Source organism: Pseudomonas sp. SWRI51, assembly GCF_014268825.1.
GTDB lineage: Bacteria > Pseudomonadota > Gammaproteobacteria > Pseudomonadales > Pseudomonadaceae > Aquipseudomonas > Aquipseudomonas farsensis.
Genome location: NZ_JABWRG010000012.1, coordinates 1 through 22,574, shown reverse-complemented (window position 1 = coordinate 22,574; position 22,574 = coordinate 1). Strand labels below are relative to the sequence as shown.

Here is a 22,574-nt window from a genome sequence, read left to right as displayed (position 1 = left end):
TGCGGCGAATCAGAAATGCCGTTCGCGGCCGGCGAACAGGTCCCGCAGGTTGCTGCGGTGCCGCCAGACGATCATCACCGTCAGTACGCTCATCGGCAGCAGCGCGGCAGGTTCGCGCCAGGCCAGCAACGGCAGCGTCAGTGGCGCGGCAATAAGCGCCGCCAGCGAGCTGGTGCGGGTCAGGCGCAAGGTCAGCAGCCAGGCGCCGATGGCCAGCAGCGCGGCCGGAAAGTACACGCCCATGAGCATGCCGGCGGCAGTGGCTACGCCTTTGCCACCTTTGAAACGGAAGTACAGCGGAAACAAATGGCCGAACACGGCGCATACCCCCACCCAGGCCTGCGCTTGCAGGTCGAGCCCGGCCAGGCGTGCAAGCAATACCGGCAGCAAGCCCTTGCACAGGTCGCCAAGCAGGGTGAGGATTGCCAGCTTGCGCCCTGCCAGGCGCAACATGTTGGTCGCACCGGCATTGCCCGAACCGCTGCAACGCGGGTCTGGGCTGCCATTGAGGCGGCTCAGGACGATGGCGAAGGACACAGAGCCAAGCAGGTAGGCAAGCAGCGCCAGTGACCAAAACATGCTAACTATTCCGGGCGAGGACGCCCTGATTCTAACGGCGCCCGTCGCCCTTGTCGTGCAGTGGAGAGAAGTGCTTGGACAGAGTGTTCATCGAAGGCCTGGAAGTCGATACCGTGATCGGTGCCTATGACTGGGAGCGTGATATTCGCCAGTGCCTGCGCTTGGACCTGAGTTTCGCCTGGGACAACCGCCCGGCGGCTGCCGGCGACGACCTCACCCTCGCGCTCGACTACGCCAGCGTTTCGGCGCGGGTCCAGGCGTTCGCCGAGCAGGCGCGCTTCGAGCTGGTCGAGACCTTTGCCGAGCGCCTGGTGGCCGTGCTGATGGCCGAATTCAACATTCCCTGGGTGCGCCTCAAGTTGACCAAGCCCGGCGCCGTGCCGGCAGCCCGTGGCGGTGTAGGCGTGGAGATCGAGCGCGGATGTCTCTGAGTACGGTTTACCTGGGCCTGGGTAGCAATATCGAGCGCGAACGGCATTTGTGTGCCGGGCTCGATGCGCTGGCTGGCATGCTCACCGATATGCGCTGTTCGGCGGTTTTCGAGAGCCAGGCGGTGGGCATCAAGAGCGGGCCGTTCTTCAACCTGGTGGTGTGCGGCAAGACGGCTGTGCCGCTGCACGACCTGAGCCGCCGGCTCAAGCACATCGAGGCTGAAAACGGCCGCTATGCCCCGGACCGCAAGGGCCTGCCGCTGGATATCGACGTGCTGATGTATGACGGCCTGCACGGCACCTTCGAGGGGCTGACGCTGCCCCGGGCCGAAATCCTCAAAAACGCTTTTGTGCTTTGGCCGCTCTCGCTGCTGGCCCCGCAACTGCTGCACCCGGTGGCCGGCAAGACAATGGGCCAGCTGTGGGCCGAGGCTGATATCGACCAGGTGCTGGCACCGGTGCCCTTCGAATGGCGTGGAGTGCAGCTGACCCACGGCTGAGTCAGCCGGTGCACTTAGCGCTGGGTGTAAGCCTGCAGCGCTTTCAACCTCTCGCCTTTGAGGGCCTCGCCCAAGCCCTGCCCGGTGAGCCCTTGTTCCACCAAGGGCTTCACATCCACCGCGCGTGCCGCCGCCGCTGCGCCGCGCAGGTAGTCAGCTTGTGGATAACTCGGCTGGCCATGCCCCAGAGCGGCCATTTCGCATGCGCCGATGAACTCCTCGAAACGCTGCGGGCGCCGGTAGATATCAAACCTCTGCAAAATCTCCAGCAGTTGTTCGGGTGCAAGGGTCAGGGCCTGATCGGCTTTTTCGGCAAACTCCCCAACCAGCACCGCCAGTTCCTGGCATTCACGTGGCGCCTTGAAACGCTGGTTCAGCGCTTTGACCGATGCAGGCTCCAGCCCACGCAGCAAGCACGCCCAGCGTACTGTCAGCGGTTGCTGATGGCGTGCGGCCTGGCGCAGGGCTGCAAGCGTATCGGGGCCATGCACAAGCTCGGGCATCAGTTCTTCAAGGGCTGCGCAACTGCGCAGCACCTCGATGAACACCTGCGGCTCGGCTTCCATCAGCGCCCGTTCGATTTCCTTCCAGCTGCGCTCTGCGGTCAGCGCCTGTAGCTCACCGGACGCTGCGATCTGGCGCATCAACGCCAGGGTTTCATCGGCCACCTTGAAGCCCAGTGGCGCGTAGCGGGCAGCAAAGCGGGCCACGCGCAGCACGCGCAGGGGGTCCTCGGCGAATGCCGGGGAAACATGGCGTAACAAGCGGTTATCCAGGTCTGCCTTGCCGTGGTAGGGGTCGTGGAGCTGGCCGCTGGCGTCTTCGGCCATGGCATTGATGGTCAGGTCGCGGCGTACCAGGTCTTCTTCGAGGGTCACCTCGGGGCTTGCGTGGAAGGTGAAGCCGCCATAACCGCGCCCGCTCTTGCGCTCGGTGCGCGCCAGGGCGTATTCCTCGCCAGTTTTGGGGTGAAGAAAGACCGGAAAATCAGCGCCCACCGGGCGATAGCCCAAGGCCTGCATCTGTTCGACGGTGGCGCCGACCACCAGCCAGTCGACATCGCTGACGGTGCGGTCGAGCAGGCGATCGCGCACGGCGCCGCCAACTTTGTAGATCTGCATGTGAAACCTCCCTTGCTGGCGACAGGATACCCTGTCGACAGCAAGGGCGGCGCCTTGCGCTAGAGGTGGTGCACGATTGCCAGGTCCATGCGCCCGTAATCGCTGGCTTCGCCATGTTCGCTGCGCGGGGGCATGTGATGGGTTTTCATCACCTGGTCGCCCTGGACCGTTTCAAGGTGGATATCGAAGCCCCACAGGCGATGCAGGTGCTTGAGCACCTCGCCGGTGGACTCACCGAGCGGTTTGCGGTTGTGCTGTTGGTGGCGCAGGGTCAGCGAGCGGTCGCCACGGCGGTCGATGCTCCAGATCTGTACGTTCGGTTCACGGTTGCCAAGGTTGTACTGCGCCGCCAGTTGCTCGCGAATCACCCGGTAGCCGGCGTCGTCGTGGATGGCCGGTACCAACAGGTCATCACGCTGGTCGTCATCCAGAATGCTGAACAGCTTGAGGTCGCGGATGACCTTGGGCGACAGGTATTGCAGGATGAAGCTCTCGTCCTTGAAGCTGCTCATGGCAAATTTGATCGTTGAAAGCCAGTCTCCTCCGGCGATCTCCGGGAACCAGTGGCGATCTTCATCGGTTGGGTTTTCGCACATGCGGCGTATGTCGGTGTACATGGCAAACCCCAGCGCATAGGGGTTGATGCCGTTGTAGTAGGGGCTGTCGAAGCCTGGCTGGAACACCACGCTGGTGTGCGACTGCAAAAACTCCATCATGAAGCCTTCGGTGATCAGGCCTTCGTCGTAGAGGTCGTTCATCAAGGTGTAGTGCCAGAAAGTCGCCCAGCCTTCGTTCATGACCTGGGTCTGGCGCTGCGGGTAGAAGTACTGCGCAATCTTGCGCACGATACGCACCACTTCGCGCTGCCAGGGCTCCAGCAGCGGGGCGTGTTTTTCGATGAAATAGAGGATGTTTTCCTGAGGCTCGGCCGGGAAGCGCGCATCGTCGCGCTCGCCGCCTTTCTCGCTGCCTTTGGGGATGGTCCGCCACAGGTCGTTGATCTGGCGCTGCAGGTGTTCTTCGCGGTCCTTCTGCCGGCGGCGTTCTTCTTCGGCAGAAATCGGGTAGGGGCGTTTGTAGCGGTCGACCCCATAGTTCATCAGCGCGTGGCACGAGTCGATCAGGTCTTCCACGGCATCGATGCCGTGGCGCTCCTCGCATTGGGCGATGTACTGCTTGGCGAACACCAGGTAGTCGATGATCGAACTGGCGTCGGTCCAGGTGCGGAACAGGTAGTTGCCCTTGAAGAAACTGTTATGGCCGTAGCAGGCATGGGCGATCACCAGTGCCTGCATGCACATGGTGTTTTCTTCCATCAGGTAGGCGATGCAGGGGTCTGAGTTGATGACGATTTCGTAGGCCAGGCCCATCTGCCCACGGGTGTAGGACTTCTCGGTGCTAAGGAACTGCTTGCCGTAGGACCAGTGGTGGTAGCCCAGCGGCATGCCCACCGAGGCATAGGCATCCATCATTTGCTCGGCGGTGATCACTTCGATCTGGTTGGGGTAGGTATCCAACGCGTAGCGCTCGGCCAGGCGGCCGATTTCGCGGTCGTAGGCCTGGATCAGCTCGAAGGTCCATTCCGAGCCAACCGAGATGGGCTGGCGTCTCTGTGCTCTGGCGGTCATGTGGCTAACCTGCGCTGGAAGAGTTCACGGAAGACCGGGTAAATGTCGCCGGCCGATACCAACTGTTGCTGGGCAAAGGTGTCGGGGAACGCATCGCCGATGCGCTCGTATTCGTACCACAGCGCCTGATGCTCGCGCGGGGTGATCTCGACGTAAGTGTAGTACTGCACGTGGGGCATGATCTGTTTGGAGAGGATCTCGCGGCAGATGGGCGAGTCGTCGTTCCAGTTGTCGCCGTCGGAAGCCTGGGCGGCATAGATGTTCCAGTCGCTGGCCGGGTAACGTTCGGCCATGACTTCCTGCATCAGTTTTAGTGCGCTGGACACAATGGTGCCGCCGGTTTCTCGGGAGTAGAAGAATTCCTCTTCGTCGACCTCGCGGGCGCTGGTGTGGTGGCGGATGAACACCACTTCGATGCGGTCGTAGTTGCGCTTGAGGAACAGGTACAAAAGGATGAAGAAGCGCTTGGCGATGTCCTTGGTGGCCTGGGTCATCGACCCAGACACGTCCATCAGGCAGAACATCACCGCCTTGGAGCTTGGGTTGGGCTGCTTTACCAGCAGGTTGTACTTGAGGTCGAAGGTGTCGAGAAACGGCAGGCGGTTGATACGTGCCTTGAGCCGCTGAATTTCGGCCTCGGTATCCTGGATATCGGTGAAATTGTCGGGCTCTTCGCTGCGCAGGCGTTCGAGCTCTTTCTGCGCCTCGCGCAGCAGTGCACGGCTGCTGCCCGTCAGCGCGATGCGCCGGGCGTGGGCTGAGCGCAAGGTACGCACGATATTGATACGCGACGGGTTGCCTTCGTTGGCAATGCCGGCACGCACGGTCTTGAAGGTGTCGGTACCGGTCAGTTGGCGTTTGACCAGGTTCGGTAGTTCGAGGTCCTCGAACATGAACTCAAGGAATTCTTCCTGGGTGATCTGGAAGACAAAGTCGTCCATGCCGTCACCCGAGTTGCCGGCCTTGCCGCGCCCACCGCCGCCGCCACCGCCCTGAGGCCGGGCAATGTGTTCGCCTGCGGTGAATTCCTTGTTGCCGGGGTGAACGGTGGTCTGCTTGCCACCACGGCCGTGGTGCAATACGGGCTCGTCGATATCACGGCCGGGGATGCTGATCTGCTCGCCATGCTCCATATCGGTGATGGAGCGGCGGCTTACGGCCTCCTCGACTGCCTTTTTGATGTGCTCACGGTAGCGGCGCAAAAAGCGCTGGCGGTTGACCGTGCTCTTGTTCTTGCCGTTCAGGCGTCGGTCGATTACGTAGCTCATAGGCCCTCCGGTGACTGGGCGCAGCAGCTGCCAAGCTGCAAGCGGCGAGCTTCAAGCTGCAAGAAAGAGCAGCCACCGCTGCTGCAGGTTGCAGCGCAGGTGCCAGCCCTGCGCTGAGCAGCTTGCAGCTTGCGGCTAATAGCTTGCCGCTGTTACTGCGATTTTCTGACCCGCAGGTACCATTCCGACAGCAGGCGCACCTGCTTGTCGGTGTAGCCGCGCTCGACCATCCGGGTGACGAAGTCGTTGTGCTTCTGCTGGTCCTCCTTGCTGGCCTTGGCGTTGAAACTGATGACGGGCAGCAGGTCTTCGGTGTTGGAGAACATTTTCTTCTCGATCACCACCCGCAGCTTCTCGTAGCTGAGCCAGCTCGGGTTCTTGCCATTGTTGTTGGCCCGGGCACGCAGCACGAAGTTGACGATTTCGTTGCGGAAATCCTTCGGATTGCTGATGCCTGCGGGTTTCTCGATTTTTTCCAGTTCTTCGTTAAGGGCAATGCGGTTGAGGATTTCGCCGGTTTCCGGGTCGCGGTATTCCTGGTCCTGAATCCAGAAGTCGGCGTACAGCACGTAGCGGTCGAAGATGTTCTGGCCGTACTCGCTGTAGGACTCAAGGTAGGCGGTCTGGATTTCCTTGCCGATGAACTCGATATAGCGCGGCGCCAGGTACTCTTTGAGGTAGCGCAGGTAGCGCTCGCGCACCTCAGCCGGGAACTGCTCCTGCTCGATCTGCTGTTCCAGCACATACAGCAGGTGAACCGGGTTGGCGGCCACCTCGTGAGGGTCGAAGTTGAACACCTTGGAGAGGATCTTGAAGGCAAAGCGGGTCGACAGGCCGTTCATGCCCTCGTCGACGCCCGCCGAATCGCGGTATTCCTGGATCGACTTGGCCTTGGGGTCGGTGTCCTTGAGGTTCTCGCCGTCGTACACACGCATCTTGGAATAGATGTTGGAGTTGTCCGGCTCTTTCAGGCGCGACAGCGCGGTGAACTGGGCCAGCATCTTCAGCGTATCTGGCGCGCAATGGGCCTTGGCCAGCGAGCTGTTGATCAGCAGCTTGTCGTAGATCTTGATTTCGTCACTGACCCGCAGGCAGTACGGCACCTTGACGATGTAGATCCGGTCGATGAACGCTTCGTTGTTCTTGTTGTTACGGAAGGTGTGCCACTCCGATTCGTTGGAGTGGGCCAGCAGAATGCCGGTATAGGGGATCGCGCCCAGGCCTTCGGTACTGTTGTAGTTACCTTCCTGGGTGGCGGTCAGCAGCGGGTGCAGCACCTTGATCGGCGCCTTGAACATCTCGACGAATTCCATCAGGCCCTGGTTGGCCCGGCACAGCGCGCCCGAGTAGCTGTAGGCGTCGGCGTCGTTCTGCGGAAACTCTTCGAGCTTGCGAATATCCACCTTGCCGACGAGCGCAGAGATGTCCTGGTTGTTCTCATCGCCAGGTTCGGTCTTGGCAATGGCGATCTGGTTGAGGATCGAGGGGTACAGCTTGACCACTTTGAACTTGCTGATGTCGCCGCCGAACTCCTGCAGGCGCTTGGTGGCCCAGGGCGACATGATAGTGTTCAGGTAGCGCCGCGAGATGCCGTATTCCTCTTCGAGGATGGCGCCGTCCTCGGTGGCGTTGAACAGCCCCAGTGGCGACTCGAATACAGGTGAACCCTTGATGGCGTAGAAGGGCACCTTTTCCATCAGTTGCTTGAGCTTTTCAGCCAGCGACGACTTACCGCCGCCGACGGGGCCGAGCAGGTAGAGAATCTGTTTCTTCTCTTCCAGGCCTTGGGCGGCGTGGCGGAAGTACGAAACGATCTGGTCGATGCACTCTTCCATGCCATGGAAGTCGGCAAAGGCTGGGTAGCGGCGAATCACCTTGTTGGAAAATATTCGCGACAGCCTGGAGTTGGCGGAGGTGTCGATCAGCTCCGGCTCGCCGATGGCCATCAACAGCCGTTCGGCCGCCGATGCGTAGGCGCTGCGATCCTGTTTGCACAGGTCGAGATACTCCTGCAGCGACATTTCTTCCTGGCGCGTGGACTCGAAACGTTGTTGGAAGTGGCTAAAAATGCTCATGACGTCACCTCGCTCGATACGTGGAGACGACGCCGGATCAGTCAGCCGATGCTGGCATGCAACCGGTTTTGCCGGTTGCCGTATACCCCCCAGAACACCCTGTAACGCTACCGATGACCCGCACGCCGGTGTACCGGCTCTCCCCTGTTTTGGATGGCCTGAACTTAAGAGTAGTTGGTTCTGGGGAAGGTCAAGGGCGGGGAGTGCGCAAGATGCCTTCGACCGTTTGTCTGGTCGGGCGCTAGCCCGCACGGAATGCGGGCTGGAGTAAAAATGAAAAAATTATTCGGCGCTACCCTGGGCTGTTTCGGCCGGGTAGGTGGCGCGCCACAGTTCAAAGCCACCGTCCACGCTGTAGACGTCGGAAAAACCTTGGGCAACCAGGTAGGCAGCGGCGCTCTGGCTGGAATTGCCGTGGTAGCAGACAACCAGTGTAGGCGCGTCCAGGTCGGCGCTGCGGATGAAGTCGGCGACTGAGTGATTATCCAGATGAGTGGCGCCGGTAATGTGCCCGGCGGCATATGCCCCGGCGTCGCGGATATCGACCACAACCGCACCTTGTGCGCGCAGGGCCAGGGCTTGCTCGGGGGGGATGCGCTTGAATTCTGTCATGGTGCGGTTCCTTCGGGGCTGTGCAGCGCGGCAGCGGTAGGCGCTGTTGGGCGGGGGGTACCCTCGCGGGTGCAGTCGCAACGGTGGTAGGCGCCGCTGTCGACGTTGTACAGGGTCATCGCGCCGCCCCACACGCAGCCGGTGTCCAGGGCGATTACGCCGGGCACATCAACGCGGCCTTCAAGGGCGGCCCAATGGCCGAAAATGATTTTTACGTGGCGAGAGCGCCGATCGGGGTGATCGAACCAGGGCTTGTAGCCTTTGGGCGCGCTGTCCAGGCCCTCCTTGCTCTTGAGGTCGAGCTTGCCGGTGGCGGTGCAGAAGCGCATGCGTGTGAAGTAGTTGGTGATCACCCGCAGGCGTTCGATGCCGGTGAGGTCCTTGCTCCACTTGTTCGGCTCGTTGCCGTACATGCCGTCCAGAAACAGCTTGAGACGGTTATCGTCACGCAGCACTTGCTCGACTTCGGCGGCCAGTTCCAGCGCTTTGCCGAGGGTCCACTGTGGCGGGATGCCGGCATGGGCCATGGCGATGCCACGTGCCTCGTCGTAATGCAGCAGCTTTTGCTGGCGCAGCCAGTCGAACAGCTGGTCGGCATCCGGCGCCTCGATGATTTCGCGCAGTGTGTCGCTTTTTTTCAGGCGTTCGACGTTGTGCCAGGCGGCAAGCAGGTGCAGGTCGTGATTGCCGAGCACGCACACCAGGGCCTGGCGGATCGAGTACAGGTAACGCAGGGTTTCCAGCGATTCGGGGCCACGGTTGACCAGGTCGCCCACCAGCCACAGACGGTCGACGGCCGGGTTGAAGTGAACCCGTTCGAGCAGGCACTTGAGCGGCTGCAGGCAGCCCTGCAGGTCGCCGACGGCGTAGGTTGCCATCAGTGCAGGGCCCCGGGTACGGCAAGGCGGAACGGTGCGATGTCGGCATCGAAGCGTTTGCCGTCTTCGGCGAACATCTGGTAGCTGCCCTGCATGGTGCCGACGCGGGTGCTGATGACTGCACCGCTGCTGTAGGTATGGCTCTGGCCGGGCTCGATCAACGGTTGCTGGCCGACAACGCCGGCGCCGCGTACTTCTTCGACCTCGCCGTCACCGTTGGTGATCAGCCAGCGGCGCGACATGAGCTTGGCCTTGAGCGTGCCGTGGTTGTGCACGGTGATGGTGTAGGCAAAGGCGAAGCGACTGCTTTCGGGGTCGGATTGGTCTTTGAGATAGCGGGTCACGACGCTGACGTCGATCTGATAGCGGGGGTCGGACATGCAAGGGCCTTGGGCGAGCTGACGCAATAACGCAGTCTAGGCCATTGCCGGGGGTTGAGGCCAGTGTGTGCAAGCCCGTTCCGGCCTCATCGCAGGCTGGCGCCAGCTCCCACAGGAATCTGTGCCAGACCTTGAAGTTGCTGAGCAGCGCGGTCCCCGTGGGAGCTGGCGCCAGCCTGCGATGAGGCCAGCACAGGATTGTACAAACCCCTGGAATCTCCAGCTGCCTGCACGACAGCGCAGCTATCAGCCTTGCTGCTCAGCCAGTTTGTCGGCCAGGCGCACGAAGGCGGCGAGGTCGAGCTGTTCCGGGCGCAGGCTGCCGTCGACGCCGGCGGCCTCGATGGCTTCGCTGTCGAGCAGGCCCTTGAGGGTGTTGCGCAGGGTCTTGCGACGCTGGTTGAACGCCTCGCGGACCACCTGTTCGAGCAGCTTCGCGTCTTTGGCCGGGTGCGGCAGCACGGCGTGGGGCACCAGACGGACGATGGCAGAATCTACCTTCGGCGCCGGGTTGAAGGCGCCAGGGCCGACGTTGAACAGGTGCTCTACACGGCAGTGGTACTGCACCATGATCGACAAGCGGCCCCAGTCACCGCCGCCTGGGCCTGCGGCCATGCGCTCGACCACTTCCTTCTGCAGCATGAAGTGCATGTCGCGGATAAGATTGGCGTGCGCCAGCAGGTGGAAGATCAGCGGCGTGGAAATATTGTAGGGCAGGTTGCCGACCACTTTCAGGCTGCGCTCTGGCACCCCGAGCTGGTTGAAGTCGAACTTCAGGGCGTCGCCCTGGTGCAGGCGGAAGGTGTCGCGGCCGGCAAATTTGTGTTGCAGGATCGGCACCAGGTCCTTGTCCAGCTCGACGACGTCCAGGTGCGCGCCGCTGCCCAGCAGGCCTTCGGTGAGGGCACCCTGGCCCGGGCCGATTTCCAGCAGGTGTTCGCCGGGCTTGGCGTGGATGGCACGCAGAATACGGTCGATGACGCCTGCGTCGTGCAGGAAGTTCTGGCCGAAGCGCTTGCGCGCGCGGTGTTGGTATTGCTCGTTCATGGTCGGTTCTCGGCCATCTGGTAGGCGGTTTGCAGGGCGACGCGCAGGCTGCCGGTGTCGATCTTGCCGCTGCCGGCCAGGTCCAGGGCGGTGCCATGGTCGACCGAGGTGCGGATGATCGGCAGGCCCAGCGTCACGTTGACCGCTGCGCCGAAGCCTTTGTACTTGAGCACGGGCAGCCCTTGGTCGTGGTACATCGCCAGCACTGCATCGCAGTGCTCCAGATATTTGGGGGTAAACAAGGTATCGGCCGGCAACGGGCCGCGCAGGTCCATGCCTTCGGCGCGCAGGCGTTGCAGGGTTGGCTCGATGATGTCGATTTCTTCGCGGCCCAGGTGGCCGCCTTCTCCGGCGTGGGGGTTGAGCCCACACACCAGGATGCGAGGGTTGGCGATACCGAACTTGGCGCGCATGTCGGCGTGCAGGATGCGGGTTACCCGCTCCAGGCGCTCGGCAGTGATAGCGTCGGCGATATCGCGCAGTGGCAGGTGGGTGGTGACCAGGGCCACGCGCAGGCCGTGGGTGGCCAGCATCATCACCACCTGCGCGGTGTGGGTGAGGTCGGCGAGGAACTCGGTATGCCCAGAGAAGGCGATACCGCTCTCGTTGATCACGCCCTTGTGCACGGGCGCGGTGATCATCCCGGCAAAATCGCCGTTGAGGCAGCCGTTGCCGGCGCGGGTAAGGGTTTCGAGCACGAACGCGGCGTTGGCCTGGTCCAGTTGCCCGGCGACGACCGGCTTGGGCAGCGGTGTATCCCAGACGTATAGCTGGCCGGCCAGCGCGGGCTGGTCGGGCAGGGTATCGGGCATGACGCTGAGCAGGTCGACCGCCAGCCCCAGCTGCGCGGCCCGCTCGACGAGCAGGTCACGGCTGGTGATGGCAATCAGGGGGTGGGGCTGTGCCTCGGCGGCGAGCAGCAGGCACAGGTCAGGGCCTATGCCGGCTGGCTCACCGGGTGTAACGGCGAAGCGCAGGGGCTTCACTGCGCAGCCTGGTCAGCGCCAGGCAGCTTGATTTCAACGTAGGCTTCGTCGCGGATCTGGCGCAGCCAGGTCTGCAGCTCTTCGTCATACTTGCGGTTGCGCAGCACGTTCATGGCCTGTTGTTCGCGGGCCTGGTCGGTGCTGTCGGTGGCGCGGCGGCCGAGCACTTCAAGCACGTGCCAGCCGTACTGGGTCTTGAACGGCTTGGTCACTTCGCCTTGCTGGGCGTTGGCCATCTGTTCGCGGAACTCCGGCACCAGGCTACTCGGGTCAACCCAGTTGAGGTCGCCGCCGTTAAGCGCCGAACCTGGGTCTTCGGAGAAGCTCTTGGCCAGGGTGGCGAAGTCTTCACCGTTCTTGATCCGGTCGTACAGGCGCTCGGCAAGCTGCTCGGTGGCGGCTTCACTGCGGATTTCGCTGGGTTTTACCAGGATGTGGCGAACGTGCACTTCGTCACGCAGGACGCTTTCGCTGCCGCCACGTTTCTCTTGCAGCTTGATGATGATGAAGCCATTGGGGATGCGCAGTGGCTGGGTGATCTCACCCACCGACAGGCTGCCAAGCAGCTTGGCGAAGTCAGGTGGCAGTTGGCCTGCTTTACGCCAGCCCATCTCGCCGCCTTCCAGGGCGTTTTCGCTGGCCGAGCGGGCAATTGCCATCTGGCCGAAGTCAGCACCTTTCTTGAGCTGTTCGTAGACGGCGCCGGCTTGACGGGCGGCGGCCTGAATAGCCTCGGAGTTGGCGCTTTCAGGGGTTGGGATGAGGATGTTGGCGAGGCGGTACTCTTCCGACATCTGCATCTTGCCCATGTCCGAGTTGAGGAAGTTTTTCACTTCCTGTTCCGAGACTTGAATGCGCTCGGCCACCCGGCGCTGGCGCACACGGCTGATGATCATTTCGCGCTTGACCTGCTCACGTGCGTCGTCGAACGACAAGCCGTCGTGGGCGAGGGCGGCGCGGAACTGGTCAATCGACAGGCCGTTGCGCTGGGCAATGGTGCCGATGGCCTGGTTCAGCTCTTCGTCGGTGATGCGGATGCCGGAACGCTCGCCGATCTGCAACTGCAGGTTTTCGACGATAAGACGCTCCAGCACCTGCTGATCCAGTGCGCCGGCTGGCGGCACGCCGCCACCGCGCTTGGCGATGGTTTGTTGCACCTCGCGCACGCGCTGGTCGAGCTGGCTCTGCATGACCACGTCGTTGTCGACGATGGCCACTACACGGTCAATGGGCTGTACCGCGGCATGCACCGCGCCACTCAGAAGTACAGCGCCCAGCATCAGCGGGCGCAGATGATCAATAAGCTTGGTCTTCACGTGTACGGTAACCTTGAATGCCTTGGTCCAGGAACGACTCGACCTTGTTGCCCACGACGCCGCCGAGGCCCTTGAGCACGATTTGCAGGAAGACGCCGTGGTCGCCCTTCTCGTTTGCCGGGGTGGCCTGATTGAAGTCGTCGTAATCGACCCAGTAACGGTTGATCACGCGCAGCTTCCAGCAGCAGTTGTCATACTCGAAACCACCAAAGGCTTCCAGGGTACGGTTGCGGTTGTAGTCATGCTGCCAGCGCGCGATGGCGTTCCACTGCGGAACGATCGGCCAGATGACCGAGAAATCGTGCTGCTGGATCTTGTAGTAATCCTTCACGTAGTTGGCATCGCCCGGCTCGCCGTAGTCGCCGCCGTCCACACGCCAGCGACCGGTCAGGGTGTCGTAGCTGACCATGTCGTTGCGGTAGCGATAGCCGACGTTGACCACTTTGTTCGGGTTGTCTTCCGGCTGGTAGTGGAACATCGCGCTCGCCGAACGGGTTGCGTGGCTGTCCGGGTCCCAGTTGAAGTCCGAATTGAAGCGCCAGTCGCGGTTGAAGGCGTACTCGTATTCCATGGCGTACGGCGACACGTTGGACTGCGCGTAGTCGCGCTTGCGGTAGTCGATGCCAGGCATCTGTACCTTGCGGTCCTGGAAGTAGTAAGCCTGGCCGACACTGACACGCTGGCGCTGGAAGCCATTGTCTTCGAACCAGCGGCTGGTCAGGCCCACCGAGAGCTTGTTCTCGTCACCGATGCGGTCTGTGCCGCTGAAACGGTTGTCACGGAACAGCGAGGAGTAGCTGAACAGGTTTTCGGTGGTGTCGAAGATCGGGATGTCCTTCTGGTCCTTGTACGGGACATACAGATAGAACATGCGCGGTTCGAAGGTCTGGCGGTAGTCCTTGCCGAACAGCTGGGTGTTGCGGTCGAAGTACAGCCCGCTGTCGACGCTGACGATCGGAATGTCGCGGTTCTGGCTGCTGCTGTATTCGCCCAGCAGGTTGCGCTGTTCAGCGTTGCTGCCGGCGATGTCGTTCTTGCCCTTGCCGTCGAGGTCCAGGTCGTACTGGGTGTAGACATACTTCAGCTTCGGCGTGAGGTAGCCGTAGCTGGCTTCCATTGGCAGGCTGATCGCCGGCGCAATGTTCAGGCGAGTGCCGTTGGCACGGGCGAGACCGAACACGTTCTCGTCAAGGCGGCGGCCCAGTGCACCTGCGGTATCGTCCAGTTCGCCATCCTTGTTGCGCACCAGGTCGTTCTTCAGGTCACGTTCGAAGCGTACTGCTTCGGTCTCGTAGCTGAGGTCGAAGCCGCTTGGGTGGTACGGCAGCATGCCGTTGAGCGTGATCTGGGGCAGACGGTTGTACGGCGTGATGGTCGACAGCGAGGCCATTTCATAGGCATGCGCGTTCAGACGGGCGGTATAGGTGTCACCGCGGTAGGTCAGCGTACCGCGCTGATCGACGACAGGCTTGGAATCGACGCCGATCTGGTCGGTTTCGAGGTCCTGGAAGTAGAACGGGTCGCTGATGTCGGTGTAGTCCACCTCGGTCATCAAGCGCTCGTCCAGGCCACCTTTGTGCTGCCAGTTGATCATCCAGCGGTCTTTCTTGTAGTCGGTCTGCAGCTCGCGGTCGTTGCTGTCGTCATTGAGGAACGCGCCGCCGACCTGGCCTTCGCTGGACTTGGTCAGGTAGCGGAACTCGCCTTCCATCAACAGGCCGCGCTTGCTCATGTAGCGCGGGTACAACGTGGCATCGTAGTTAGGTGCCAGGTTGAAGTAGTACGGCGTGACCAGCATGAAGCCGCTGTCGCCGCTGGAACTGAACGACGGCGGCAGGAAGCCGGACTGGCGACGGTCGTCGATCGGGAAGTAGATATAGGGTGTGTACAACACCGGAATATCCTTGACCCGCAGGGTGACGTTGGTCGCGGTACCGAAGCCGGTGGCCGGGTTCAGGGTGATGTTGTTGCCCTTGAGCTGCCATGCGTTGCTGCCCGGCTCACAGGTGGTATAGGTACCGTCCTTGAGGCGGATGATGGCGTTCTCGGAACGCTTGGCGTACAGCGCGTTGCCGCGGATGTGCGACTTGTGCATCACGTATTCGGCGTTGTCGACCTGGGCTTCGCCGTTGTCGAGCTGAATCTGTGCCTGGTCACCAACCACCAGCGTGCCGTTGTCGCGAATGCGCACGTTGCCCTTGAGCTCGCCACGGTTCTCGGTCTGGTAGAGGTTCGCCTCGTCGGCTTCGGCCTGCATGCTGCCCTGGCGCATGACCACGTCACCGGCGAGGGTAGCGATCTGCTGCTCCTGCTGGTACTTGGAGACCTTGGCGTTGATGTAGGTCGGCGCTTCGTCCTTGGGCGTGGAGTCGTTCATGCCCGGGCGAGTCGGCTCGATATAGGCGCCACCGCAGTACGGGCCGGCTTCGGCCAGCTGCGCAGGGGTGAGCTTGTCGCGTGGGACCCAGTCGAGGTGACTGTAGTCTTCGCTGCGCGCCTTCAGGCCAAGGCCCTTGCTCTCGGTAACCAGAGCAGGCTTGTCGGCCTGAGCCTCGGCGACCTGTTCAGGCGCCTGGGCGTCGGTATTCGGGGCAGCAGCGCCCGGGTGAACCGGACGTGGCGGCAGGTTGCTTGCGGTCTTGGGCTTGCAGTCCCAACCACCGGAGGCGGACACTTGGCAGTCGAACTGCTCGGCGGCGACCACATAAGACGTGGCCAGGGGTTGCAGGGCCAGCAGGCCGCCGGTCACCAGCAACGGAAATTTTCTACGAAACGCGGGGGATTTCAATGCCATCTTATTAGTCCGGGCTTCCTGCGTGCCATCTGCCCGCGTGTGGGGGCCGCACGCCTCTCGATGGTCTGAAAAAGATGCTGGATAATAAAGCATGACCCGCTTGACGGCTAGGGCCGTCGGAGACCCTTGTAAATGCCTGATCTAGATGTACGTCTGCAACAACTCACTGCCTGGCTCGATGAGCAGCTTGCCAACCTGTTCCGCGCCCAAGGCTGGGGCGAGGTGCCACAGGGCACGCTGACCGCCGCCAGCAGTGATGCGAGCTTCCGTCGCTACTTCCGTTGGGAGGGGGGCGGGCGCAGCCTGGTGATCATGGACGCGCCACCGCCGCAGGAGAACTGCCGCCCGTTCGTCGCCATTGACCATCTGCTGGCCACTGGCGGGGTGAATGTACCGGTCATCCACGCCCAGGACCTGGAGCGCGGCTTCCTGCTGCTCAGCGACCTGGGCCGCCAGACCTATCTGGATGTCATCGACAGCGACAACGCCGACACCTTGTTCGCCGACGCCATCGCCGCGCTGATCAAGCTCCAGCGCCTGCCGATGGACGCCGCGCTGCCCAGCTATGACGACGCCCTGCTGCGCCGCGAGGTCGAGCTGTTTCCTGAATGGTACGTGGGCCGCGAACTGGGGCTGACGCTCACTGGGGCGCAACAGGCCACCTGGCAGCGGGTCAGCCAGTTGCTGATCGACAGCGCCCTGGCCCAGCCCAAAGTGCTGGTACACCGCGACTACATGCCGCGCAACCTGATGCAGAGCGCGCCTAACCCTGGTGTGCTGGACTTCCAGGATGCGGTCTACGGCCCGGTCACCTACGACATTACCTGCCTGTTCAAGGATGCCTTCCTCAGCTGGCCGCAGGCACGCGTAGAGGCGTGGCTGCGCGACTACTGGGCCCAGGCGCAGACCGCCGGCATTCCGGTGCAGGCTGATTTCGAAGCATTCCAGCGCGCCAGGGACCTGATGGGCGTGCAGCGCCATCTGAAGGTGATCGGCATCTTCGCGCGTATCTGCCACCGTGATGGCAAGCCGCGCTATCTGGCCGATGTCCCGCGGTTCTTCGCTTATATAGAAGACGTGATCAACCGCCGCCCGGAACTTGCCGAGCTTGGCCAGCTGATCGCTGAACTGAAGCCCGAGGCCCGTGCATGAAGGCAATGATTCTGGCGGCAGGCAAAGGCGAGCGCATGCGCCCGCTAACCCTGCATACGCCAAAACCGCTGGTGCCGGCTGCCGGCAAGCCGCTGATCGAGTACCACCTAGAGGCGCTGGCCAAGGCGGGTTTCACCGAGGTTGTGATCAACCATGCCTGGCTGGGCGCGCAGATCGAAGCGCATCTGGGCGATGGCCAGCGTTTTGGCTTGAGCATTCGCTATTCGCCGGAGGGCGAGCCGCTGGAAACCGGCGGGGGTATCTACCAGGCCTTGCCGTTGCTGGGGGATGCACCCTTTGTGCTGGTAAATGGCGATATCTGGACCGATTACGACTTCGCCGCGCTGCGCCGGCCGTTGCCGGGCCTGGCCCACTTGGTGCTGGTGGATAACCCCGGCCACCACGGGCGGGGCGACTTCAGGCTGCAGGGCGAGCAGGTGGTGGACGGCGATGATGCCCCCGGCACGCTGACCTTCAGCGGTATCTCGGTGCTGCACCCGGCGCTGTTCGAGGGCTGCCAGGCCGGTGCCTTCAAGCTGGCGCCGTTGCTGCGCCAGGCCATGGCAGCCGGGCGGGTGAGCGGTGAGCGCTTTGCCGGGCAGTGGGTTGATGTCGGCACGCTCGAGCGCCTGGCCGACGTCGAACGCTTGATCGCTGAGCGCCGCTGATATGTGGTGGCCAAGCACATTGATTGGTGCCGGGGCCGGTTTTGCCGTGGCCAGTATCCCTGGAGCCTTGCTCGGGGCGTTGTTGGGCCAGGCCATGGATCGGCGCCTGCGTCTGCAAGGATGGGACGATATGCGCGAGCGCCTAGGCGGGCGCCCGGCGTTGCGTGACGATGAGGTGTTGTTCGTGTTGCTTGGGCGCTTGGCCAAGAGCGATGGGCGCGTGCTGGAGGGGCATATCCAACAGGCCCGCCAGGAGATGGCCCGCCTTGAACTGCGTGAGCCTGCGCGCCAGCGTGCAATTGCTGCTTTCAACCGGGGCAAGGCGGGCAAGGACCGGCTCAAGACCCACTTGCGCCGCATCCGCCAACAGCCGCATGCCGCCGAAGGCACCTTGCGCGCCTGCTGGCGCATGGTCTGGGCCGATGGCAAGGCGGGGCGTCACGAGCGCGAACTGTTGCTGGGCTGGGGCGAACAGCTTGGCCTGAGCCGCTCGCAGGTGCAGGGGTTGTCGCTGGAGTACGAGCCGCGCAAGGCGTCGCAGGATGGCAGCGTGATGACCTATGCCACGGCGTTGCGCTTGCTGGGGGTGGAGCCGGAGACCGAGGGCGACCAAGTCAAGCAGGCCTATCGGCGGCTGCTTAGCCGGCATCACCCGGACAAACTGGTGGGCAGCGGAGCCAGCGAGGCCAGGGTTCGTGAGGCGACCGAGATCACCCGGGAGCTGCACCAGGCCTATGCAATGATTCGCAAGCGGCGCGGGTTGTAGCCCTCCTCAACACGGGCCCTGTAGGAGCGGCCTTGTGCCGCGAAGGGGCGCGTAGCGGCCCCAGGTTCTCGGCTATATGAAAATCGCTGGGGCCGCTACACAGCCCTTTCGCGGCACAAGAGCCAGCGCCCCGCCGCGATATTACTGCTCCTGGGGCGACAACCAACCGCGGACCCGGCGCAGCAACTGCTCTTGCTCGGCAGCTTTGTTGCCCGGCATGGCGATCAGCGACAACTGCCGATAGCGGCTGTCTTTCTGCCGTTTGCTAGCCTGCAGCCGGGCCTGGGCCGCAAGGCGGTTCTGGCTGCGGGTGGCGTAATAGAAGTCGGCCGTCGGCACTTTCAGCGTCGGGGTCAGGCTGAGCAGGTCATGCTCCACCCGTGCCGGGGTTTGCGCGGCAACCATCACCAGTTTCTGCACCTGTGGCGGCTGTTTTTCGCTCAGGTAGCGCGCGGCCCAGTAGGCGCCACTGCCACTGCCCAGCAGCACGATACTGCGGGCTTTCTGCTGTTGGGCATAGGCAATCGCGGCATCCAGGCGGGCGAAAATGCGCTCGGCGTCGGCTTCGTCGTTGTGCTCGGCAGCGTCTACCGCATCGGTGCTCTCGGCAGTGTCGGCTTCTGGCGCGGTCGCCTGGGCGACGTTGGCGTTGGCATCGGCCGGGGTGTCCTTGGCGGGTGCTGTTTCGCCCGTTGGCGCCTTGGGTTCGGCGGCAGGCTTGGCCTCGACGCGGGCTTGCGGGCGCTCGGCCAGCAGGTCTGGCAGGCTCACGCTGAGGGTATGCCAGCCAACATCCGGGAAACCACGGCGCAGCGGGCCGACGGTGTTGGGCCAGTCGGCGTTCTCGCCAGCACCCGGCACGATGATCACCGCGCCAGTCGGGTCGCTGTCGTTGGCCGGCTTCCACAGGGCGAGGAAGTTTTCGCCGTTGGCCTGGAGCGTCTGTTGCTCGGCCTTGGGCACCCGGCGCTCAAGCGCCAAGGCATCGTCCAGGCTGCGTTCCAGCAGCGGCGCGCGTGGCACCTGCTCGGCAGCAGGGGCTGCGGCCTCGGTTTTGGGCGCATCGTCCGCCTGGGCAGCCAGTGGCAGGAGCGAGGCGAGGCAAATCATTGCCAGCTTCGTGCGATAAAGTGTGAACATGGATCGGTCCAGAGCCATAGAGATACCGGCAGCCTAATAGTATTTGTCCGCGACGGCCACGCCGGGCGGCCATCCTTGCCAAGACGAGCGTTATAGATGAAGCGACTGCGTTGCCTGTGGGTTATCGGCTGGTTGTGTCTCCCCTTGATCGCGCAGGCTCGGCCGCCGCTGCCTGCGCAGGTGGCGCTGGAACCTGCGCAGCAGCAGTGGCTCGATGAGCACCGTAGCCTGCGCGTGGGCCTGGTGTTGCAGGCACCCTACGCCCAGTTCGACCGCCGTTTGCAGCAGTTCTACGGGGCCAACGTCGAGCTGGTCAACGCGCTGTCGCAGAACCTGCGGCTGGACCTCACCTGGCGCGGTTTCGAGGACCAGGCGGCGCTTGAGCACGCCTTGCAGGCCGGGCAGATCGACTTTGCCCCTGGCCTTGCGCAAACCCCGGCCAGCCTGCGCGACTGGCTGTTCAGCGACCCCTATATGCGCGTGCCGCAGTTGGTGGTGGGCATGCGCAGCGGTGCAGTTGCCGTTGAGCTGGAAAAACTCACCGCCAATGACCGGGTAGTGGTGCGCATGCCTTCGCGGTTGGCCGACTACCTGCGCAGCAACTACGCCAACCTCAACCTGCAAGGGGTGCCCAGCGAGCGTGAGGCGCTGCAACTGGTGCTGGGCGGCCAGGCGGCGTTTGCCGTGCTTGATGAGGCGCAACTGAGCCGGCTGTCCCGCGAGAGCGAGTTCGGCGACCTGGCCGTGGTGGGGGATATCGGCCTGCCGCAGTTGTTGCGGGTTGGCTCACGCCGCGACTGGCCGCTGCTCGCCGAGGTGCTGGAGCGCGGCCTGCAGGCGATCCCGGCAAAAGAGCTTGAACAGCTGCACCAGCGCTGGCTGCAACCCAAATACCCACGGTTTTCCGAGTCGGCCGGCTTCTGGCAGAACCTGGCATTGCTGTTCGGCATGCTGCTGCTGTGCGCGCTTGCCACGTTGATGTGGCGGCGCCGCCAGCAACGGGTGCTGGAGCGTGCGCTGCTGGCGGCGCGCGAGAGCCTGGTGCAGCGCCAGGCCCGAGAAGAGGCGCTGCGCCTGAGCCAGTTTTCCATCGACCAGAGCACCGTGGGTATTCTGTGGGTCAACTGGGACAGCCATATCCGCTACGCCAACCACGCCGCTGAACGCATGCTCGGCTTTGCCGAGGGCGCCTTGCTGGAGCGGCCATTGATCGACATCGAGCCGAGCCTGGGCATGGACCGCTGGCTGGAACTGTGGCGGCGGGCGCGCACCGGCGATGGCGCCGACCTGCAGTTCGAAAGCCAGTGCCGCTGCTTCGACGGCAGCCTGCTGCCGGTGGACCTTTCGCTGTCGTTCATGCGCTTTCGCGACGCCGAGTACCTGGTGGTGTACCTGACTGACGTGACCGAGCGCCGCCGAGCGCTGGCCGCCCTGCGCGAGAGCGAGGCGCGGCTCAAGGGCATCGCCGGCAACGTGCCCGGGCTGGTGTTTCGCCTGGAGCGCGACGCGGCGGCGGGCGAGCTGGAGTTCCCCTACATCAGCGAGGGCAGCGAAGCGTTGGTGGGCTACACCCCCGCGCAGATCCAGCAGCCGGACATGGGCCTGCGCAACCTGGTCCACCCGCAGGACCGCGCCGATTATCACCGGGTCCAGGACATTGCACTGGCCGGGGACCACGACTGGTCGTGGCAGGGCCGTATTCTCACCCGCGCAGGCGACGAGCGCTGGGCCGACATCAAGGCCACCACCCGGCGCCTGGCCGATGGCCGGGTGGTGTGGGATGGTGTGGTGTGGGATATCACGGCGGGCAAGCAGGCCGAGCTGGCCCTGGCCGGCTCGCAGGAGCAACTGCGCGAATTGTCGGCCCACCTTGAGAGCGTGCGCGAGGAAGAAAAGGCGCGTATCGCCCGCGAGGTGCACGATGAGCTGGGGCAGATGCTCACTGTGCTCAAGCTTGAACTGTCGATGTGCGAACTGGCCTACGCTGAGCTGGACCCAGGGCTGAACGAGCGCCTGGCAAGCATGAAGCGCCTGATCACCCAGTTGTTCCAGTTGGTGCGCGATGTGGCCACGGCGCTGCGCCCGCCCATCCTGGATGCCGGCATTGCCTCGGCGGTGGAATGGCAGGCCCGGCGTTTCGAGGCCCGCACGCACATTCCGTGTCTGGTGCAGGTGCCGGAAAATCTGCCACCCTTGAGCGATGCCAAGGCCACCGGGCTGTTTCGTATCCTCCAGGAGGCGCTGACCAACGTCATGCGCCATGCCCAGGCGCACACCGTGCAGATCGAGCTGGTGCATGAGGGCGAGCAGCTGCGCATGACCGTCATCGACGACGGCGCCGGGTTTGCCGTCGATGCCCCGCGCCCGGCGTCGTTTGGCCTGGTGGGGCTGCGTGAGCGGGTATTGATGCTGGGCGGCAGCATGAGCCTGGACAGCGAGCCGGGTGAGGGCACCAGCCTGAGCGTGGCGATTCCATTGAAGCAGGAGAAACAACCGTGATTCGAGTGCTGGTGGCCGAAGACCACACCATCGTCCGTGAAGGCATCAAGCAGTTGATCGGCCTGGCCAAGGACATGCAAGTGGCGGGCGAGGCGGGCAATGGCGAGCAGTTGCTCGACACCCTGCGCCACACCCCGTGCGAGGTGGTGCTGCTGGATATCTCCATGCCTGGGGTCAATGGCCTGGAGGCGATCCCGCGCATTCGGGCGCTGCACAACCCGCCGGCGATTCTCATGCTGTCGATGCACGACGAAGCGCAGATGGCAGCCCGTGCGCTCAAGGCCGGGGCCGCAGGTTATGCCACCAAGGACAGCGACCCGGCGTTGCTGCTGACCGCTATCCGCCGGGTGGCGGGGGGCGGGCGTTACATCGACCCGGCGCTGGCCGACCGCATGGTGTTCGAGGTGGGGCTGACCGAAACGCGGCCCTTGCATACGTTGCTTTCGGAGCGCGAGTTTTCGGTGTTCGAGCGCCTGGCCCAAGGCGCCAACGTGAATGACATCGCCTTGCAGCTGGCGCTGTCGAACAAGACCATCAGCACGCACAAGGCGCGGCTCATGCAGAAGCTCAAGGTCAACTCGCTGGCGGAGCTGGTGAAGTACGCCATGGAGCATAAGCTGGTCTGATTGCGACATGCCATGGACTGTTGTGGCCATGGACTGTTGTGGCGAGCGGGCTTGCCCCGCGTTGGGCTGCGCAGCAGCCCTTTGGGTTTCAGGGCTGCTGCGCAGCCC

At 63.4% G+C, this 22,574-nt stretch carries 20 protein-coding genes; 7 read left to right on the top strand and 13 right to left on the bottom strand.

Annotated features, from left to right (window positions below):
- Positions 1-9: 9 nt before the first annotated feature.
- Positions 10-579 (bottom strand): glycerol-3-phosphate 1-O-acyltransferase PlsY, encoded by a 570-nt coding sequence (plsY, locus tag HU720_RS06535; RefSeq protein WP_186518312.1) that lies wholly within the window; start codon positions 577-579, stop codon positions 10-12.
- 74 nt (positions 580-653) lie between these two features.
- Between plsY and folB the strand changes: the two genes are divergently transcribed.
- Together folB and folK are read left to right on the top strand one after the other, a co-directional pair.
- Complete coding sequence (gene folB, locus HU720_RS06530; RefSeq protein WP_186518309.1) at positions 654-1,010, top strand: dihydroneopterin aldolase; 357 nt, start codon at positions 654-656, stop codon at positions 1,008-1,010.
- Positions 1,001-1,510, top strand: coding sequence for a 2-amino-4-hydroxy-6-hydroxymethyldihydropteridine diphosphokinase (folK, locus tag HU720_RS06525; RefSeq protein WP_186518307.1), 510 nt, complete (start codon positions 1,001-1,003; stop codon positions 1,508-1,510). Before folB ends, folK begins: the two co-directional genes overlap by 10 nt.
- A 14-nt stretch (positions 1,511-1,524) precedes the next feature.
- Here folK and HU720_RS06520 read toward each other — a convergent pair whose 3' ends face one another.
- The 11 genes from HU720_RS06520 to HU720_RS06470 form a co-directional block, all read right to left on the bottom strand.
- On the bottom strand, positions 1,525-2,631 hold the full coding sequence (locus HU720_RS06520; RefSeq protein WP_186518305.1) for a multifunctional CCA addition/repair protein: 1,107 nt from the start codon (positions 2,629-2,631) through the stop codon (positions 1,525-1,527).
- A 59-nt stretch (positions 2,632-2,690) separates the two neighbouring features.
- The gene (locus HU720_RS06515) at positions 2,691-4,259 is read right to left on the bottom strand and encodes a SpoVR family protein (protein WP_186518303.1); all 1,569 of its coding nucleotides are present in this window, start codon (positions 4,257-4,259) and stop codon (positions 2,691-2,693) included.
- Positions 4,256-5,527, bottom strand: coding sequence for a YeaH/YhbH family protein (locus HU720_RS06510; RefSeq protein ID WP_186518301.1), 1,272 nt, complete (start codon positions 5,525-5,527; stop codon positions 4,256-4,258). Before HU720_RS06510 ends, HU720_RS06515 begins: the two co-directional genes overlap by 4 nt.
- A gap of 152 nt (positions 5,528-5,679) precedes the next feature.
- Positions 5,680-7,602 carry a PrkA family serine protein kinase gene (locus HU720_RS06505; protein ID WP_186518299.1) on the bottom strand — a complete coding sequence of 641 codons (1,923 nt, stop codon included), beginning with the start codon at positions 7,600-7,602 and terminating at the stop codon, positions 5,680-5,682.
- A 282-nt stretch (positions 7,603-7,884) separates the two neighbouring features.
- Positions 7,885-8,214, bottom strand: a complete 330-nt coding sequence (gene glpE, locus HU720_RS06500; RefSeq protein WP_186518297.1) for a thiosulfate sulfurtransferase GlpE — start codon at positions 8,212-8,214, stop codon at positions 7,885-7,887.
- Complete coding sequence (locus HU720_RS06495; RefSeq protein WP_186518295.1) at positions 8,211-9,092, bottom strand: symmetrical bis(5'-nucleosyl)-tetraphosphatase; 882 nt, start codon at positions 9,090-9,092, stop codon at positions 8,211-8,213. The genes glpE and HU720_RS06495 overlap by 4 nt, the downstream gene beginning before the upstream one ends.
- Positions 9,092-9,472 (bottom strand): Co2+/Mg2+ efflux protein ApaG, encoded by a 381-nt coding sequence (apaG, locus tag HU720_RS06490; RefSeq protein WP_186518292.1) that lies wholly within the window; start codon positions 9,470-9,472, stop codon positions 9,092-9,094. The genes HU720_RS06495 and apaG overlap by 1 nt, the downstream gene beginning before the upstream one ends.
- Positions 9,473-9,718: 246 nt before the next feature.
- On the bottom strand, positions 9,719-10,519 hold the full coding sequence (gene rsmA, locus HU720_RS06485; RefSeq protein WP_186518290.1) for a 16S rRNA (adenine(1518)-N(6)/adenine(1519)-N(6))-dimethyltransferase RsmA: 801 nt from the start codon (positions 10,517-10,519) through the stop codon (positions 9,719-9,721).
- On the bottom strand, positions 10,516-11,505 hold the full coding sequence (pdxA, locus tag HU720_RS06480) for a 4-hydroxythreonine-4-phosphate dehydrogenase PdxA (RefSeq protein WP_186518288.1): 990 nt from the start codon (positions 11,503-11,505) through the stop codon (positions 10,516-10,518). Before pdxA ends, rsmA begins: the two co-directional genes overlap by 4 nt.
- Positions 11,502-12,785 carry a peptidylprolyl isomerase gene (locus tag HU720_RS06475; protein WP_186518398.1) on the bottom strand — a complete coding sequence of 428 codons (1,284 nt, stop codon included), beginning with the start codon at positions 12,783-12,785 and terminating at the stop codon, positions 11,502-11,504. The genes pdxA and HU720_RS06475 overlap by 4 nt, the downstream gene beginning before the upstream one ends.
- A 16-nt stretch (positions 12,786-12,801) precedes the next feature.
- Positions 12,802-15,615: an LPS-assembly protein LptD gene (locus HU720_RS06470; RefSeq protein ID WP_186518285.1), complete on the bottom strand. Its 2,814-nt coding sequence runs from the start codon at positions 15,613-15,615 to the stop codon at positions 12,802-12,804.
- A gap of 132 nt (positions 15,616-15,747) precedes the next feature.
- On the opposite strand from HU720_RS06470, the gene HU720_RS06465 reads away from it, so the two are divergent.
- From HU720_RS06465 to HU720_RS06455, 3 genes are read left to right on the top strand one after another with little or no spacing between them, the layout of a single operon-like run.
- Entirely contained in the window at positions 15,748-16,767 is a 1,020-nt protein-coding gene (locus HU720_RS06465) for a phosphotransferase (RefSeq protein ID WP_186518283.1), read from the top strand.
- Positions 16,764-17,435 (top strand): N-acetylmuramate alpha-1-phosphate uridylyltransferase MurU, encoded by a 672-nt coding sequence (gene murU, locus HU720_RS06460; RefSeq protein WP_186518281.1) that lies wholly within the window; start codon positions 16,764-16,766, stop codon positions 17,433-17,435. Before HU720_RS06465 ends, murU begins: the two co-directional genes overlap by 4 nt.
- Position 17,436: 1 nt before the next feature.
- Positions 17,437-18,201: a TerB family tellurite resistance protein gene (locus HU720_RS06455; RefSeq protein ID WP_186518279.1), complete on the top strand. Its 765-nt coding sequence runs from the start codon at positions 17,437-17,439 to the stop codon at positions 18,199-18,201.
- 141 nt (positions 18,202-18,342) lie between these two features.
- On the opposite strand, the gene HU720_RS06450 is transcribed toward HU720_RS06455, so the two are convergent.
- Positions 18,343-19,341, bottom strand: a complete 999-nt coding sequence (locus tag HU720_RS06450; protein WP_186518277.1) for an alpha/beta hydrolase family protein — start codon at positions 19,339-19,341, stop codon at positions 18,343-18,345.
- Between the two features lie 96 nt (positions 19,342-19,437).
- Here HU720_RS06450 and HU720_RS06445 point away from each other — a divergent pair, with 96 nt between their 5' ends.
- Positions 19,438-21,840: a sensor histidine kinase gene (locus HU720_RS06445; RefSeq protein ID WP_186518274.1), complete on the top strand. Its 2,403-nt coding sequence runs from the start codon at positions 19,438-19,440 to the stop codon at positions 21,838-21,840.
- Entirely contained in the window at positions 21,837-22,466 is a 630-nt protein-coding gene (locus tag HU720_RS06440) for a response regulator transcription factor (RefSeq protein ID WP_186518272.1), read from the top strand. The genes HU720_RS06445 and HU720_RS06440 overlap by 4 nt, the downstream gene beginning before the upstream one ends.
- Positions 22,467-22,574: the final 108 nt, after the last annotated feature.

Bases quoted from the DNA above. Each gene is read 5' to 3' on its own strand.
- HU720_RS06475 (WP_186518398.1), bottom strand. From the start codon at position 12,785: ATGCTGGGCGCTGTACTTCTGAGTGGCGCGGTGCATGCCGCGGTACAG.
- HU720_RS06455 (WP_186518279.1), top strand. From the start codon at position 17,437: ATGTGGTGGCCAAGCACATTGATTGGTGCCGGGGCCGGTTTTGCCGTG.
- glpE (WP_186518297.1), bottom strand. From the start codon at position 8,214: ATGACAGAATTCAAGCGCATCCCCCCCGAGCAAGCCCTGGCCCTGCGC.
- apaG (WP_186518292.1), bottom strand. From the start codon at position 9,472: ATGTCCGACCCCCGCTATCAGATCGACGTCAGCGTCGTGACCCGCTAT.
- HU720_RS06510 (WP_186518301.1), bottom strand. From the start codon at position 5,527: ATGAGCTACGTAATCGACCGACGCCTGAACGGCAAGAACAAGAGCACG.
- HU720_RS06465 (WP_186518283.1), top strand. From the start codon at position 15,748: ATGCCTGATCTAGATGTACGTCTGCAACAACTCACTGCCTGGCTCGAT.
- murU (WP_186518281.1), top strand. From the start codon at position 16,764: ATGAAGGCAATGATTCTGGCGGCAGGCAAAGGCGAGCGCATGCGCCCG.
- HU720_RS06450 (WP_186518277.1), bottom strand. From the start codon at position 19,341: ATGTTCACACTTTATCGCACGAAGCTGGCAATGATTTGCCTCGCCTCG.
- plsY (WP_186518312.1), bottom strand. From the start codon at position 579: ATGTTTTGGTCACTGGCGCTGCTTGCCTACCTGCTTGGCTCTGTGTCC.
- rsmA (WP_186518290.1), bottom strand. From the start codon at position 10,519: ATGAACGAGCAATACCAACACCGCGCGCGCAAGCGCTTCGGCCAGAAC.
- HU720_RS06515 (WP_186518303.1), bottom strand. From the start codon at position 4,259: ATGACCGCCAGAGCACAGAGACGCCAGCCCATCTCGGTTGGCTCGGAA.
- HU720_RS06505 (WP_186518299.1), bottom strand. From the start codon at position 7,602: ATGAGCATTTTTAGCCACTTCCAACAACGTTTCGAGTCCACGCGCCAG.
- HU720_RS06520 (WP_186518305.1), bottom strand. From the start codon at position 2,631: ATGCAGATCTACAAAGTTGGCGGCGCCGTGCGCGATCGCCTGCTCGAC.
- HU720_RS06445 (WP_186518274.1), top strand. From the start codon at position 19,438: ATGAAGCGACTGCGTTGCCTGTGGGTTATCGGCTGGTTGTGTCTCCCC.
- HU720_RS06495 (WP_186518295.1), bottom strand. From the start codon at position 9,092: ATGGCAACCTACGCCGTCGGCGACCTGCAGGGCTGCCTGCAGCCGCTC.
- folK (WP_186518307.1), top strand. From the start codon at position 1,001: ATGTCTCTGAGTACGGTTTACCTGGGCCTGGGTAGCAATATCGAGCGC.
- HU720_RS06470 (WP_186518285.1), bottom strand. From the start codon at position 15,615: ATGGCATTGAAATCCCCCGCGTTTCGTAGAAAATTTCCGTTGCTGGTG.